At 66.5% G+C, this 14,947-nt stretch carries 13 protein-coding genes; 6 read left to right on the forward strand and 7 right to left on the reverse strand.

The window, feature by feature from the left end; genetic code table 11:
• Window positions 1–57: 57 nt before the first annotated feature.
• On the forward strand, window positions 58–1,788 hold the full coding sequence (locus AC4D2O_RS04375; protein ID WP_490905383.1) for a PucR family transcriptional regulator: 1,731 nt from the start codon (window positions 58–60) through the stop codon (window positions 1,786–1,788).
• On the opposite strand, the gene AC4D2O_RS04380 is transcribed toward AC4D2O_RS04375, so the two are convergent.
• Both AC4D2O_RS04380 and AC4D2O_RS04385 read right to left on the reverse strand, forming a co-directional pair.
• A complete protein-coding gene (locus tag AC4D2O_RS04380) occupies window positions 1,688–3,091 on the reverse strand; it encodes an aspartate aminotransferase family protein (protein WP_490905385.1) in 1,404 nt (467 codons plus the stop codon). The genes AC4D2O_RS04375 and AC4D2O_RS04380 overlap by 101 nt on opposite strands.
• Window positions 3,088–3,555, reverse strand: a complete 468-nt coding sequence (locus AC4D2O_RS04385; protein ID WP_490905846.1) for an Lrp/AsnC family transcriptional regulator — start codon at window positions 3,553–3,555, stop codon at window positions 3,088–3,090. Before AC4D2O_RS04385 ends, AC4D2O_RS04380 begins: the two co-directional genes overlap by 4 nt.
• Before the next feature lie 248 nt (window positions 3,556–3,803).
• Here AC4D2O_RS04385 and AC4D2O_RS04390 point away from each other — a divergent pair, with 248 nt between their 5' ends.
• From AC4D2O_RS04390 to AC4D2O_RS04405, 4 genes are read left to right on the forward strand one after another with little or no spacing between them, the layout of a single operon-like run.
• Window positions 3,804–5,015, forward strand: a complete 1,212-nt coding sequence (locus AC4D2O_RS04390) for a polyamine ABC transporter substrate-binding protein (RefSeq protein WP_490905386.1) — start codon at window positions 3,804–3,806, stop codon at window positions 5,013–5,015.
• Entirely contained in the window at window positions 5,015–6,178 is a 1,164-nt protein-coding gene (locus tag AC4D2O_RS04395; protein WP_490905387.1) for an ABC transporter ATP-binding protein, read from the forward strand. The genes AC4D2O_RS04390 and AC4D2O_RS04395 overlap by 1 nt, the downstream gene beginning before the upstream one ends.
• The gene (locus AC4D2O_RS04400; protein ID WP_490905388.1) at window positions 6,178–7,122 is read left to right on the forward strand and encodes an ABC transporter permease; all 945 of its coding nucleotides are present in this window, start codon (window positions 6,178–6,180) and stop codon (window positions 7,120–7,122) included. Before AC4D2O_RS04395 ends, AC4D2O_RS04400 begins: the two co-directional genes overlap by 1 nt.
• A gap of 9 nt (window positions 7,123–7,131) precedes the next feature.
• Window positions 7,132–7,929, forward strand: a complete 798-nt coding sequence (locus AC4D2O_RS04405) for an ABC transporter permease (protein ID WP_490905389.1) — start codon at window positions 7,132–7,134, stop codon at window positions 7,927–7,929.
• Here AC4D2O_RS04405 and AC4D2O_RS04410 read toward each other — a convergent pair.
• Both AC4D2O_RS04410 and AC4D2O_RS04415 read right to left on the reverse strand, forming a co-directional pair.
• Window positions 7,926–9,371 (reverse strand): sodium:solute symporter family protein, encoded by a 1,446-nt coding sequence (locus tag AC4D2O_RS04410; protein WP_490905390.1) that lies wholly within the window; start codon window positions 9,369–9,371, stop codon window positions 7,926–7,928. The two genes, AC4D2O_RS04405 and AC4D2O_RS04410, sit on opposite strands and share 4 nt — an antisense overlap.
• Window positions 9,372–9,506: 135 nt before the next feature.
• A complete protein-coding gene (locus AC4D2O_RS04415) occupies window positions 9,507–10,355 on the reverse strand; it encodes a MurR/RpiR family transcriptional regulator (RefSeq protein ID WP_490905392.1) in 849 nt (282 codons plus the stop codon).
• Window positions 10,356–10,450: 95 nt separating this feature from the next.
• Here AC4D2O_RS04415 and AC4D2O_RS04420 point away from each other — a divergent pair, with 95 nt between their 5' ends.
• A complete protein-coding gene (locus AC4D2O_RS04420; protein ID WP_490905393.1) occupies window positions 10,451–11,692 on the forward strand; it encodes a metal-dependent hydrolase family protein in 1,242 nt (413 codons plus the stop codon).
• Window positions 11,693–11,843: 151 nt separating this feature from the next.
• Here the strand turns inward: AC4D2O_RS04420 and AC4D2O_RS04425 are convergent, their stop codons facing one another.
• Genes AC4D2O_RS04425 through AC4D2O_RS04435 form a run of 3 tightly spaced genes read right to left on the reverse strand, consistent with a single transcriptional unit; the run spans window position 11,844 to window position 14,934 of the window.
• Window positions 11,844–13,088 carry a Zn-dependent hydrolase gene (locus tag AC4D2O_RS04425; RefSeq protein WP_490905394.1) on the reverse strand — a complete coding sequence of 415 codons (1,245 nt, stop codon included), beginning with the start codon at window positions 13,086–13,088 and terminating at the stop codon, window positions 11,844–11,846.
• Window positions 13,070–13,993, reverse strand: coding sequence for a phosphotransferase (locus AC4D2O_RS04430; protein ID WP_490905395.1), 924 nt, complete (start codon window positions 13,991–13,993; stop codon window positions 13,070–13,072). Before AC4D2O_RS04430 ends, AC4D2O_RS04425 begins: the two co-directional genes overlap by 19 nt.
• Window positions 13,990–14,934, reverse strand: a complete 945-nt coding sequence (locus tag AC4D2O_RS04435; protein ID WP_490905396.1) for a hypothetical protein — start codon at window positions 14,932–14,934, stop codon at window positions 13,990–13,992. The genes AC4D2O_RS04430 and AC4D2O_RS04435 overlap by 4 nt, the downstream gene beginning before the upstream one ends.
• Window positions 14,935–14,947 lie beyond the last annotated feature (13 nt).

The raw sequence follows: 14,947 nt of genomic DNA on the forward strand, positions 1-14,947 counted from the left end.
CCCGCGGCTGCAGTGGCAGACCGTCAGGATATCCCCGTGCCGGCTTACACTCTGTCAATGCACCTGAGTGTGGAACGGATCCTTCAGCTGCCCGTGGTCCGGGCCGGTCAGCCGGAAGTACTCGCCGGCAAGGACCGGCTGCAGAATCGCGTCCGCTGGGTCCATGTCGCCGAATTGAAGAGCCTGTCCGGGCTGCTCGAGGGTGGTGAGCTCGTCCTCACCACCGGGCTTGCCTTCAGACGATCGGCGCGCGATGCCCGCGGCTACCTGGCCGGGCTGGCAGCACTCGGCGCCGCCGGCGTCGTCGTCGAGATCACCGACGACCGGCCCGAAGCCCGGGCCGCGCTGCGCGAAGCGGCGACTACGGCCCTCCTCCCGGTGGTGCTCGTGCCCCGGCGGGTGCGCTTCGTCGAGGTGACCGAGGTGGTGCACCGTCTCATCGTGGCCGCCCAGCTGGACCAGGTGGAGCAGGCCCGGCACGTCCACGAGGTCTTCACGGTACTGAGCCTGGAGAGCGCCGAGGCCGGCGAGATCGTGGCCCGGACCGCCCAGCTGCTCGGCACACCGGTGGTCCTCGAGGACCTTTCCCACCTGGTGGTCGCTTTCGCTGCCGCGGACGTACCCGCCGGGGAGCTGCTGCGCGACTGGGAAGGGCGCTCCCGGGCCACCCACTTCCGTGAGGAGACAGTCCGCACCGGAGCCGAGGGCTGGCTGCAGACCCCGGTGGGCCTGCGCGGGCAGCGCTGGGGGCGACTGGTCGTTCCGTTTCCCTCCGACGACGACGGCGAGACCGCCATGGTGCTCGAGCGGGCCGGCCAGGCGCTGTCCATCAACCGGATGGCCGAGCGTGATCAGCGCGGCCTCGGCCAGCAGGCGCAGGCCGGTCTGCTCCACGAACTGCGGCAGCCGCGCTTCCTGACGGAAACCGATGCGCTGGCCCGGGCCGGCGCGCTCGGGCTGCGGGCGGCGCCGTCGTACGTGCCGATCGTGCTGCGGCTGGACCGGCCCGCCGGTCCTGAACCGATCGCCCTGCAGCGGCGCGAACGTGCACTGCTGGAGCTGGTCACCGGCGTGCTCGCCTCGTCGCAGAGCTCGGCGCTCGCGGCGAGTCTGCAGACGGGCTCGGTGGCCGTGCTGCTCGCGCTGCCGGCCCGGCAGCTCGAGGATCCGCTGCTCGAACGACTGGGTGGGGAGTTGCTCGAGCGCGCCGCCGCCGGCAGTCAGGAGCTGACCTGGACCGTCGGCGTCGGCCGTTCCCACCCGGGACTGCTGCATTCAGCGGCAGGGCTGGACGAGGCGGCGCAGGTGGCGGAGGCAGCAAGCACGCTGCGGCGCGGAAGCCGCCGGTTCTACCGCTCCACGGACGTCCGGTTGCGCGGTCTGCTCTCGCTGCTGCGCCACGATCCACGCGTGGAGACCTTCGTGGAGGCGGAACTGGCCGGGCTGCTGGAGGACGCGTCGGCGACGGGCGACGGCGGTGACCTGGACCTGCTGCAGCAGTACCTGGAGAGCGGCGGCAACAAGTCGGAACTGGCGCGGACGAGCTACCTGAGCCGGCCGACACTCTACGCCCGGCTGGCGAAGCTGGAGCAGCGGCTCGGCGTGCGGCTCGACGACGCCGAGTCCCGCACCTCGCTTCACGTGGCGCTGTTGATCCACCGCCTCCAGCGGCAGGAGCGCGCCGCTCCTACAGGTGGTTCAGGCCCTCGACCAGCACCGAGCGAAGGATCCCCTCGATCTGGTCGAACTCCTTCTGCCCGACGGTCAGGGGCGGCGCGAGCTGGATGACCGGGTCGCCGCGGTCGTCGGCCCGGCAGTACAGGCCGGCATCGAACAGGGCAGGGGAGAGGTAGCCGCGCAGCAGGCGTTCGGACTCCTCGGCGGTGAACGTCTCCTTGGTCTTCTTGTCCTTCACCAACTCGATCCCATAGAAGTACCCCTCGCCGCGGACATCGCCGACGATGGGTAGATCCAGGAGCTTCTCCAGGGTCGATCGGAAGGCCGGCGCGTTCTGCTTGACGCGGTCGTTCAGGCCCTCGCGCTCGAAGATGTCCAGGTTGGCCATGGCGACGGCGGCCGACACCGGGTGCCCGCCGAAGGTGTAGCCGTGGTAGAAGGTGGTGTCGCCATGCTTGAACGGCTCGAACAGGCGGTCGGAGGCGATCATGGCACCGAGGGGGGAGTAACCGCTGGTCATCCCCTTGGCGCAGGTGATCATGTCCGGCACATAGCCGAAGTCCTCCGAGGCGAACATCGAGCCGATCCGGCCGAATGCGCAGATGACCTCGTCGGAGACCAGCAGCACGTCGAACTCGTCGCAGATCTCGCGCACTCGCCTGAAGTAGCCCGGAGGAGGCGGAAAGCATCCACCGGAATTCTGCACCGGTTCGAGGAACACCGCGGCAACCGTGTCCGGGCCCTCGAATTCGATGGCCTCCCCGATCCGGTCCGCCGCCCAGCGGCCGAACGCCTCGGGATCCTCCAGGCCGGCGGGAGCCCGATACTGGTTGGTGTTCGGGACACGGAAGGCGCCGGGGACCAGCGGCTCGAACGGGGCCTTCATATCGGGGATGCCCGTGATCGACAATGCCCCCTGGGGGGTGCCGTGATACGCGACGGACCGGGAGATCACCTTGGTCTTGTTCGGCTTGCCCGTGAGCTTGAAGTAGTTCTTCGCCAGCTTCCAGGCGCTTTCCACCGCCTCGCCGCCGCCGGTGGTGAAGAAGACGCGGTTCAGGTCCCCGGGGGCGTAGTGGGCGAGGCGTTCGGCCAGGTCGATCGCGGACGGATGAGCGTAGGACCACAGCGGCATGAAGGCCAGTTCCCTGGCCTGCCGGGCCGCGGCCTGCGCCAGTTCCTCGCGTCCGTGGCCGACCTGCACCACGAAGAGTCCGGACAATCCATCGATCAGTTCGTGGCCCTGATCGTCGTAGAGGAGGTGCCCTTCGCCGCGGGTGATGACCGGCACGGTTCCCCCGCCCACGAGGTCGCCGTGGCGTGCCATGTGCATCCACAGGTGGTCCCGTGCCGCCTGCTGGCGGTCGTTCCCGCGCGGTGTGGTGGACGTTCGGGACGTGGCGGTCTGTGTCATCGGGTTCCCCAGTTGTATTCCTGCTTGCGCAATGAGAGGTACATGAACGTTTCGGTGCTGACGACACCGGGTACGCCGCGGATCTCGTTGACGATCCGCAGGACATCGTGGTCGTTCGCGCAGATGACCTCGGCCAGGATGTCGAAGGACCCGGCTGTCACAACGCAGTAATCCACCTGCTCGAAAGCCGAGATCAGGTCAGCCACCGGGAGCAGATCTGCGTCCGCCCGGATACCGAGCATGGCCTGGCGGGAGAACCCCAGCTGCAGCGGGTCGGTGACGGCGACCACCTGCATGATGCCGCTGTCCGTCAGCTTCTGCACCCGCTGGCGCACCGCCGCTTCGGACAACCCCACCGCTTTGCCGATGGCGGCATAGGATCTCCGCCCGTCTTCCTGCAACTGCTCGATGATGGCCTTCGACACCTCGTCGACGACGCCGTTGACCGGAGGTGCGGACGTGATTCCCGGCTGCACGATCAAACGCATCCACCTCCCGGTGGTCCTGGCTGGCGGCTGGTCCGCCGGTGTAGTCATTGAATCCGGCCCGTACAGGCGGCGCAACCCCTTCACCTGCGGAATACGCGGTAACTGTCAGGGTCGGCTGCACTTTCGGTGGTGAAACACGGATTTTACAACTGAACCCTTGTTCTGGTACGCCGCGTCTGGAAGTGTCATCGACACACAACCGCATAGGTCGATCAGGAGTAGCCATGTCGAAGCGCCTGCCCGAGGACCCGAACCTGCGTCGTCTGGTCTCAACTCAGCTGTCACGGCGCAGGATGCTGGCCGGTGCGGGTGGGCTCGGCCTGGCCGGGATGCTGGCCGCCTGCGGCACGGGAGGTTCGGGGGGAACCGCTGCCGGCACCGCCCCGGCTGTGGAGGACCTCTCCGACAGCGAGAAGCTGGTGAACTGGGCCAACTGGACCCTGTACCTGGACTACGACGAGGACGCCCAGACCTACCCCTCGCTCGATGCCTTCACGGCCGCGACGGGCATCGATGTGGCCTATTCCGAGGACATCGACGGCAACGACACCTACTTCGGCAAGGTGCAGGCACAACTCGACGCCGGCCAGGACATCGGCCAGGACATCGTCACCCTCACCGACTGGATGGCCGGCAGGATGATCCGGCTCGGCTACACCCAGGAACTGAACCACGACAACATCCCGAACCTGCAGAACCTGCTCCCGAATCTGCAGACGGTGGACTTCGACCCGGGCCGCAAGAACTCGCTCACCTGGCAGTCCGGTTTCGCCGGCATCGCCTGGAACAGGGAAGCCGTCCCCGGCGGGCTGAAGAACGTCTCGGACCTGTGGAAGCCCGAGCTCAAGGGCCGCGTGGAGGTGCTGGATGAGATGCGAGACACCATGGGGCTGCTCATGCTGGAGAACGGCGTGGACATCGAAGGCGACTGGGGCAGCGACGAGTTCGCGAATGCACTCGACGTCCTGCAGGCGCAGATCGCCAGCGGCCAGATCCGCCAGGTCAAGGGCAACTCCTACAAGCAGGACCTCATCTCCGGCGACGCGCTCGCCGTGATCGGCTGGTCCGGAGACATCACACAGCTGAACTTCGAGGAGGGCGACAAGTGGGAGTTCGCCATTCCCGAAGCCGGCGGCGCCCTCTGGTCCGACAACATGATGGTCCCCGTCGGCGCCACCCACAAGGCCAACGCCGAGGCGCTGATGAACTTCTACTACGAGCCGGAGAATGCGGCCACCGTCGCTGCCTACGTCAACTACATCTGCCCGGTCGAAGGTGCCCGCGAGGCAATGGAAGCCATCGATCCGAGCCTGGTCGACAACCCGTTGATCTTCCCGACCGACGAGTATCTCTCCAACGTCCAGGTCATCCGGGCACTCTCGGCCGACGAGGAGACCGAGTACACGAACGAGTTCCAGAAGGCGATCGGCATCTGATGACCCAGGCGCAGGTGAGAGTTGAATCGCCGACCTCCGACGCGGAGCCCGGCGGTGCGGACCTGACACTCAGCGCGATCACCAAGCGGTTCGGCGATTTCGTGGCGGTCGATCAGCTGGATCTGACAATCCCGGCCGGATCGTTCTTCGCCCTGCTCGGCCCCTCCGGCTGCGGCAAGACGACGACTCTCCGCATGGTGGCAGGCCTGGAGCAGCCGACGTCGGGAACCATCAGCATCGGCGGCAAGGACATCACCAGCAGCAGTGCGCACGAACGGCCGGTGAATACCGTCTTCCAGAACTACGCGCTGTTCCCGCACATGGATGTGCTGGACAACGTGTCCTTCGGGCTCAAGCGCCGCAAGGTCAAGGACGCCCGGAAACGGGCCCGGGAGGCGCTGGAACTGGTGGAGCTCGCGCACCTGGCCTCCCGCCGTCCTGCCCAGCTCTCCGGCGGCCAGCAGCAGCGCGTCGCGCTGGCCCGGGCGATCGTCAATCAGCCCGCCGTGCTGCTGCTCGATGAGCCGCTCGGTGCACTGGACATGAAGCTGCGCCGGCAGATGCAGTCCGAGCTGAAGGCGCTCCAGACGGAGGTCGGGCTGACCTTCGTCCACGTGACGCACGACCAGGAGGAAGCCATGACCATGGCGGACACCGTGGCTGTGATGAATGGCGGCCACGTGGAACAACTCGGCGCACCGCAGGATCTCTATGAGCTGCCGCGGACGGCGTTCGTCGCCAACTTCCTCGGGAAATCCAACCTGCTCCTCGGCGAGATCGTCGAGGACCGCGGCGACGCCATCGTGGTCGCGGCCAACGGTCACCGGTTGATCCTGCTCAAGGAACGCGCCACCAGCCACCAGGGCAGGGCCCTGGTGGGGATCCGGCCCGAGAAGCTCACGATGCTCCTGCCGGAGGAGGCACGAACCGGTGCCCTCAACTCGCTGCCCGGGCGCGTTCTCGAGGCCGCCTTCACCGGGGTCAGCACCGAGTACGTGGTCGAGGTGCCGGGCGTGGGCCGGATGGGCGTGTTCAACCAGAACCACGGGGTCCAGAGGGCCCGCCCCGGTGACGACGTCGTGCTGAACTGGGATGGCGACCATGCGTTCGGTCTCGACGGGGACGAGGACGTCCTCGCGGGCGCAGGAGAGGACGACGGCTGATGGCAGTGCTCGACGCCGAGCCGAAGAAAGCGCGGTCGAAGCCACCCAGGGACGTGCGCGGCACCGAGGAAACCAGGGCGGACAGGCGCCGCGGGCGGGTGGGCTACCTGCTGATCCTGCCCGGCTTCGTCTTCATGCTGCTGTTCTTCGTGCTGCCGGTCTTCTCGCTGCTTGCCACCTCGCTGTACACCAAGCCGCCCGGAGCCGACATCGGCCAGTTCGCGCCGGCGCTGCAGTTCAGCAACTACACCGATGTGCTGGGCCGCTACTGGTCCGAGTTCCTGCGCTCCTTCGGGTTCGCGTTGATCGCCACCGTCGCGGCGCTGCTGATCGGCTATCCCATGGCCTACCTGGTGGCGGTGCGGCTGCGGGGGCACCGGCTTCTGCAGGGCATCCTGCTGGTGCTGATCATCGCGCCGTTCTTCACCAGTTTCATCCTGCGCACCCAGGCCTGGAAGCAGATCCTCGCCGATGAGGGGCCGGTGGTGGCAGTCCTGCAGGCGCTCAGCCTGGTCCCCGAGGACGGGCGGCTGACGGCGACCGCCTTCGCCGTGGTGTGCGGACTGACGTACAACTTCCTGCCGTTCATGACCCTGCCGATCTACGCCAACCTGGAGCGGCTGGACACCCGGCTGATCGAGGCGGGCAATGATCTCTACGCCAGTCCGATCACGACCTTCCGGACGGTGACCCTGCCGCTGTCCCTGCCCGGGGTGATCGCGGGAACGCTGCTGACCTTCATTCCGGCCAGCGGCGACTACATCAACGCCGCCCTCCTGGGCAACAACCAGGACACCACCATGATCGGTCAGGTCATCGACGCGCTCTTCTTCCGGGTCGTGGATTACCCCGCCGCGTCCGCCCTGTCCTTCGTCCTGATGCTGATCATCCTGTTCCTGGTGATCCTCTACGTCCGGCGCGTCGGCACCAAAGAAATCATCTGAGGAGGCGGCATGCGGCACACTATCGGGCGCTGGCTCATCCCCGTCATCGGCGGCTCGGCCTTCGTCTTCCTCCTGGTCCCCATCGCCTACGTCTTCGCCTATTCCTTCAACGATGCCGGTCGGGCCAACCTCACCTGGCAGGGGTTCACCCTGGACAACTGGCGAAACCCCTGCGGGGCGCCGGCGGTCTGCGAATCGCTGGCCAACAGTCTGCGCATCGGTGCGACCGCCACCGTCATCGCCACGATCCTCGGCACGGCGATCGCCGTCGGACTCGTGCGGTACCGGTTCAAGTTCAACGCGACGGCGAACATGCTCATCTTCCTGCCGCTGGCGACGCCGGAGGTGGTGCTGGGAGCCTCGTTGCTGGCGCAGTTCCTGAACGTCGGCGCGAGCCTGGGCATGGGCACCATCATCATCGCCCACTCGATGTTCTGCATCTCGTTCGTGGTGGTCACCGTGAAGGCCCGGGTTGCAAGCCTCGATCCGAACCTTGAGGAGGCCGCCTCGGATCTCTACGCGTCGCCGCTCCAGGCCTTCTGGCGGGTGACCTTCCCGCTGCTGCTGCCCGGCATCGTGGCCGCCGCGCTGCTGGCGTTCGCCATCAGTTTCGACGACTTCATCATCACGAACTTCAACTCGGGAAACGTGGATACGTTCCCCAAGTTCGTCTACGTCGCGGCGACTAGGGGTATCCCGGCGCAGGCAAACGTGATCGGCTCCGCGATGTTCGTCCTCGCCCTGGCCATCGTGATCACGGCGCAGGTCCTCGCCAGTCGCCGGGCGAAGATGCTCGCCGCCCGCTAGCGCGCCGTCGTCTCTCCCGCAGGGGAGGGCAGGCGGCTATCCGTTGCGTCGTCGTCGTGCGCTGCCGCCCGAGGCGTGACCAGGCTGACGATCACCAGCGCGGACACCGCGAGGGGAAGCGCGACGACGACGGCGTTGATCTCGGCGGACCGGCCTGTGGATTCCCACACCACCGTTGCGATGCCGCCGACCACCATGCCGGCGATGGCGCCCCACGAGGTGGCGCGCTTCCAGAACAGAGCGGCGAGGACTACGGGGGTGATCGCCACTCCGTACATCGTGTAGGCATACATCTGGAGCGCGAGGACGCTCGGGAAGAACTGGCCGAGAACGTAGGCGAAGACGGTGACGGCGAGAACCGCCCAGCGTCCGAGCTTCAGCGCCTTCCGTGAGTCCTTCGAGCTGCCGCGGCGCTGGAACACCAGGTCGTAGACGATGTTCCCGGAGCAGGTCAGCAGGTAGGACGAGCCCGTGGTGACGATCAGTGCGAAGGCGCCGGCGAGCAGGAGTCCACCGATACCGTGCGGGACGAGGTCGGTGCCGGCGATTCCGAGGATGGCCTGGCCGGGCTCGATGTCGGGCAGGAGGAATGACGACGACGATGCCAGCAGGATGATCGTGCCCAGGAGGAGGATGGCACCGCCGAAGAAGCCGATCGTCGCCTTGCGCGCGGTTCCCTCGTCGCGGCCGGCGGCCAGGCGCTGGTGCATGTTCTGGTCGCCGAGAATGAGCAGGAACAGGGGGAGGAAGTATCCGAGGAGCTGCACGGGTGTGAGCGTGCCGGTCAGCGAGGCGAGAGCCGGGTCGAGGCGGTCCACGTATCCGCCGATCCCGCCGACATCGGTGATGAACACCACGGCGAGTGTGCCGACAAGGGCGACCACGATGACGATGACCGAGATGAAGTCGGTCCAGGCTACGGATTTCAATCCGCCGCCCAGGGCCAGGAACGTGATCAGCAGAGCGGCGACGATCGTGCCCTGTGCGGGGCTGAGGGGAGTGATGATGCTGAGAATGGTGCCGGCACCGGTGAACTGGTACGCCGTGATGCCGACGAAGGCCACGAGGATGATCACCGTGGCGATGACGCGGACGGGTTTCCCGAAGCGCACCTCGAGCATCTCGGGAATCGTGTGGTGCGAAAGCCGGCGGACCTTCGTGGCCATGAAGTAAAGGCAGACGATCCCGACCACGGTGCCGGCGAAGAAGAAGATGCCGGCGACGGGACCGTAGGTGTAGACGAAACTCGCACCTCCGATGATCGACCCGGAACCGACGAAGGTCGCCAGCAGCGTGCCGGCCAGCACCGGTGCTGGAAGGGACCTGCCCGCCAGGATGAAGTCGTCGCCGCTGGATACGTTCTTCCTGCGACTGAACCAGGCCCCGATCAGGACCATGAGCACGATATAGCCCACGAGGATGAGGACGTGAACGGGTTGCATGGGGGAACCTCTCACTGAAGCACGGCCGGAACGCCGGTGCTTCAGAGCAGTCTGCTGTGATCCAGATCGCTTTGCAATAGCTGTTGCAATACTTCATGCAACTGAAACATGCCTGAGCAGGCGCCTCGTCCGTCCTCAGGCAGGATCCACGAGGTCGAGCTCGCCCCACAGACCTTCGGTGTCCTGCAGCGCGGCCATGGTCCGCGCGGGATCGATCACGGACAGTTCCGCGAGGAGCGCCTGCACCGTCGCGACGGCTCCGATGATGGAAGGCATGAAGGTGGTGCCCTCGCTCGGAACCAGCAGGGCCTCCTCGGCGAGGTCCGTGATGGCGGTCTGCCGGTCCGCGATCGCCACGATCCGGATTCCGCGCCGGGCTGCGACCCGGACCACTTCGAGGACGAACTTGCTTGCCCGCCACAGGTTGCAGCTCACCAGGCAGTCACCGGGTCGGAGCATGCGCAGGCGGTTGACCAGGGCGGTCCCGGACGCGGTGTGGAGCTCGACGTCGCGTCCCATCCACTGACCGACGTGTGCGAGCTGGAATCCGGCCGCTGCGTAGCTGCCGGTGGACAGGACGATCGTCCGTTCGGCCGATCCGATAATGGCGGCCGCGCGGGCGACCTGCTGGGAGTCGATGCTGTGCGACAGGCGCGACAGGTTGTTCACATCGTTGGAGACAGAGCTACTCGTGAGTCCTGAGGGTGCCGCTGCCCGCTCGGTCAGCAACTTCTCCGCGGTGAGGGAAGCAAGGTAGCGGTGGCGGAGTTCGGACTTCAATGCGGACCAGCCGGAGAAGCCGAGGAACTGTGCCGCGCGCACCACCGTGGCCACGTTGACGTGGGCCCGTGTGGCAAGGTCCTGGGTGGACATGAAGGATGCGCGTCCGGTGTCGCTGCGCAGGATCGACAGCACCGCGTCGATCCCGGGACTCGGCTTGCGGCCAAGGGCCAGGCCGTCGAACCACTCCGCGATCTGCTGCATGCCGCTCCTTTGGTGTTGCAATGATTGTTGCATTCAAGCCGTGATGTTGTGATGATCGACTGAGGCGCACGCCACATTGTCGATCGAGGAGCACCATGCCCGGGACCCAACATTTGCACATCACCAACGCAACGGTCCTCGACATCGCGGATGGGAGTGCAACACCGGATCAGAGCATCCTGGTGGAGGACGGCATCATTTCCTGGGTCGGCCCGGCAGCCGAGGTGCCTGCGGATCGCGTGGCGGGAGAGACGATCGACGCCGGCGGCAAGTACGTGATGCCCGGACTCATCGACGGGCATGTCCATGTCACGGCGGCGACAGCGGACCTCGGTGCCATGGCCGAATGGTCGCCCACCTACGTCGCAGCGCATACGGCCCGCAACATGAAGGCGATGCTGCACCGCGGGTTCACGACGGTGCGCGACGTCGCCGGTGCCGACTTCGGCGTCGCGATGGCCGTGGAGGAAGGTCTTTTCGAGGGCCCCCGGGTCATCTTCGGCGGCAAGGCACTGTCCCAGTCCGGCGGACACGGGGACATGCGGTCCATGGGGGCGAGCCTCATCGACCCGCACCAGTGCTGCCCCTCCATCAGCGTCGTGTGCGACGGCGTCGACGCCGTCCGCAAGGCCGCGCGGGACCAGCTCCGCACTGGTGCCCATCACGTCAAGATCATGCTGTCCGGGGGAGTGGCCTCTCCCACGGACCGCGTGGACTCCACCCAGTTCTCGGAGAGCGAGATCCTCGCCGTCGTCGAGGAGGCCGAAGGCTCCAACCGCTACGTCTGTGGGCACGCCTACACAGCGCGGGCCGTGAACCGCGGGCTCCGACTCGGGGTGAAGTGCATCGAGCACGGAAACCTGATCGACGACGAAAGCGTCCGGCTGTTCGTCGAGAAGGGCGCGTTCCTCGTGCCTACCCTCATCACGTACGAGCGGCTGAAGGCCGACGGGGAGGCGGCAGGCCTTCCCGCTGCCAGCCGGGAGAAGGTGGACACCGTGCTGCACGCCGGACTCGAGGCACTGGACCGGGCCAACAAGGGTGGCGTGAAGATCGTCTTCGGTTCGGATCTCCTGGGCGCGATGCAGATCCACCAGAGCTCCGAATTCCGCATCCGTGCCCAGGTACAGACGGCGCAGGAGGTCCTGCGCTCGGCGACGCTCACAGCAGCGGAACTGATCGGGCTCGAGGGCAAACTGGGCGTCATCGCTCCCGGTGCCTTCGCCGACCTGCTGATCGTGAACGAGAACCCTCTCGACGACGTTACGGTCCTCGCCGACCCCGAGGCATCCATCGACGCCGTCATTCAGGGAGGGCACCTGGTCGGCGGACGCTAGCGCGCTTGCTGGCTCGCTGCGGCCTTCTGCTGCACAGGGCCGCGGCGAGCCAGGAGCGTGGTTCCGACCAACTGACCGACACCCTCCTCGAACTCTTGATGGACCGCCAGTGGGAGGAGTCCCTGGAGCGGCAGGCTCAGTTAGGCCGACGTCATACTGTCCCCAATGTCTCCACCGCCTCGACCATCAGGCTGAGTCCATTCAGTAGGTCCTGATCCTCCGTCATCTCGTGGCGGTTGTGGGTGTGTCCGGCGACGCTGGGGAGGAAGAAGAGCATGCTCGGTACCGCGGTGTTCATGACGAGGGCATCGTGGCCGGCGACGGTCTTCATGCGACGGCTCGACAACTGACAGCGGCCTGCTGCCCGTTCCAGGATCTCAGGGCCCTTCGGCCACATGCGCGTTGTCTCACGCAGCGACTCGGCAGTGACGACCAGGCTCGCCCCTGTCATCCGGCCGATCTCCGCCAGGACCGTCTCGAGCTCGGCCCGCGCAGCGATGAGGATCGCGGGGTCGTCGGACCGAAGCTCGACCTTGGAGTGGACTTCGGACGGGGTGCAGTTCGGGGACTCGGGAGTGATCCGGAGAGAACCGACCGTCGTGTGGAGTCGACCCCCGGACTGATCAACACCCATTTTGCGTGCAGCGATGACCAACAGTGCTGTCGCGTACAGCGCGTCGACGCGCTCCGCCATGGGGGGCGGACCGGTGTGTGTCTGCACGCCGGTGACCTGGACGTCCAGTTTCAGGGCACCCCATGCGCCCTCCACGATGCCGATGTCCACGCCTTCCCGTTCCAGCATTCCCCCCTGCTCCACGTGGACCTCGAGGTAGGCCGCGGGGAGGGGGACCTCGTCGGTACCCAGGGCATCGATCGCGGCCAGGCTTTCTCCGAGCGTGGCCCCGCGGGAATCTGCCGCGTCGAGGGCAGCCCGGACCGGGATGCGGCCGGTGAAGACGCTGCTACCGAGCACGCTCGGCTGGAACCGGGCGCCTTCCTCGTTCGTCCAGTCCACGACGCCCAGATTGAACGGCAGCTCGCCCGACCGGATCTTCGGCTCGAGAATGCGTGCTGCCCACAGTGCGATCACCACACCGGTCTGTCCGTCGAATCGTCCGCCGTCCGGTTGCGAGTCGAGGTGTGAGCCGAGAAGGATCGTCGGCCGTTCGCCCGGTGGGAGGACGAACCCGAAGAGGTTCCCGACCGCGTCACGCGCCACCGTGTAGCCGCGTTCCCGGAAGTCGGACGTCAGGAGGCTCCGGGCTGCACCATCCTCCGGTGTCCCGGTCAGGCGATGGAGGCCACCGTTCTTCGCTCCGATCTTTGAGAATGCACTGAAGGTACGCAGGAGCCCGTCCCGGTCGTCAGCGCTGACCATCAGATCAGATCCAGCCACTCTTCGAACTGTGGGTGCTTCGAGACGAGGAAGCTCCGGTAGAGCTTCCAGGTGCCGTACTTGTAGTAGTCGAATTCCTCGTCCCGGACCGCATTGTTGATCAGGCCCCACAGTCCCCACTTGGTGTCCGCGATCATCCTGCACACCATGACACGGGCGAAGAACGGTTCGTCGTCCTTGCCCCGGTAGCGACGGACGAGGACCCGGGTATCGTCCACGCTGGTGAACATCTCGGTGAAGAGAAGAGCAAGCTCATACGTCACTTCGTTGTTCGCTGCGTAATCGAAATCGACCAGCTTCACTGATCCGTCGTCTCCGAGCAGGAAGTTGCCCGGCATCGGATCGTTGTGCGCGGGGACAAGGGTCAGCCCGGAGGCCCGGAAGCGCTCGGCCGCGCGACCATAGGCCTCGACGACGTCGTCTGCCCAGGAGGGCAGGGCGATCGCAGAACCGCGGACCTGGTCCAGGTGCTCGTCCACCATGTCCAGCATGGTCTTGGTCTGGGGTAGCGGCGGCGTCCGGTGCCACGCCTGATAGATGTCGATGATCTTTTCCAGGAGTTCCATGCTCTGGAAGTCGAGAGTCGTCGCGGTCCGATAACCCTCCCCGAGGAACTCGGAATACTCGATCCCCGTCGTGGCGTCGAAGAACAGGACCCGGGGGCTGATGCCGGCCTCCGCCGCCTGGCGGGCGGCCGCGTTGGCCACCGAACGGTCGATGAACGCCTCCGTGCCTGGACCGGGGATCTTGGCGAAGATCTCGTGCCCGGTCCCGGCGATCGAGAGCCGGAAGTTGTGGTTCGTCAGGCCCCCTGGCACCGGGTTCACGGTCGGTGCGGACCCTGCCCATTCCGGGTTGCGGCCGGAGCTGTCCGAGAGTGTTTCGACGTCGGTCTGGGTAGTCATGAGGCCAGTTCCTTTTCTAGTTCGGTCATGAAGTGACGGTCGGCAAGGGCGACTTCAGCGAGGGTCATGTGCCAGAGTCCGTACTTGATGGAGTCGAGGTTCTCGTCCGGGTCGGTGGCCGCGCGCAGGGAGGCGAGCAGGGACCACCGCAGGTGCTCGATGAGAGCGATGAGCTGTACCACGGCGATGTCCTTCGACGTGGCCTCGGGAATCACCTCCCGGATCAGCGACTCCGAGCTGAGCACCGTGGGGCATGCCTCGGAGACCAGGAGGGCCGTGTCATGGACCTGGGACAGCTGTGCGGCAGAGCCCCAGCCGACGATCCTGACCTCGCCGTCCCGGTGCACCATGAGATTGGATGAGGTCGCTTCGCCCTGCGAGGGCCGGAACTCGACGCCTTTGCGGTACTCGAGCAGCACCTCCCTGAAGCGCAGCAGGTGTTCGATCGCGGTCGTGACCCGTGGGTCGAGGGCCACGCCCCGATCGCGGCACTCCTCCTCGAGCTGGCTGAGCTCCGCGATGGGGCTGCGGGGGGCGAGGTCCAGATCGAGTGCGGCGAAGGCCCGACGCTTGCTGAGGAGGTTCGCGCGGAACTGAGGGTCCGCGTAGTAGTCCAGGCGAACCACGCGCCAGTCGTTCGCCAGATCCTCCACGAGGAGGATGCCGGTCTCCTGGTCGAAGGCGTGGACCTTGGGGCCGATTCCGTTCTCGCCGGCCGCCACCGCTGCCTGCATCATGCTGTGGCGGTTGCGCCAGGACCACGCATGGCGACTCATCACCTTGGCGATGACTCGGCCATGTTCCTCGCTGTCGCCACGGATGAGCGTGTTGTCAGAGGCCCACCAGCTGGGGGAGGGCAATTGGGGGATGGGGTCGGACCACTGGATCTCCTTGAGGTCATGCATCCGTGCGAACTCCGAAAGTCGTTCCTGAACAGGCATGGACGTTCTCCTC

Source organism: Arthrobacter sp. TJ-238 (genome assembly GCF_058269215.1).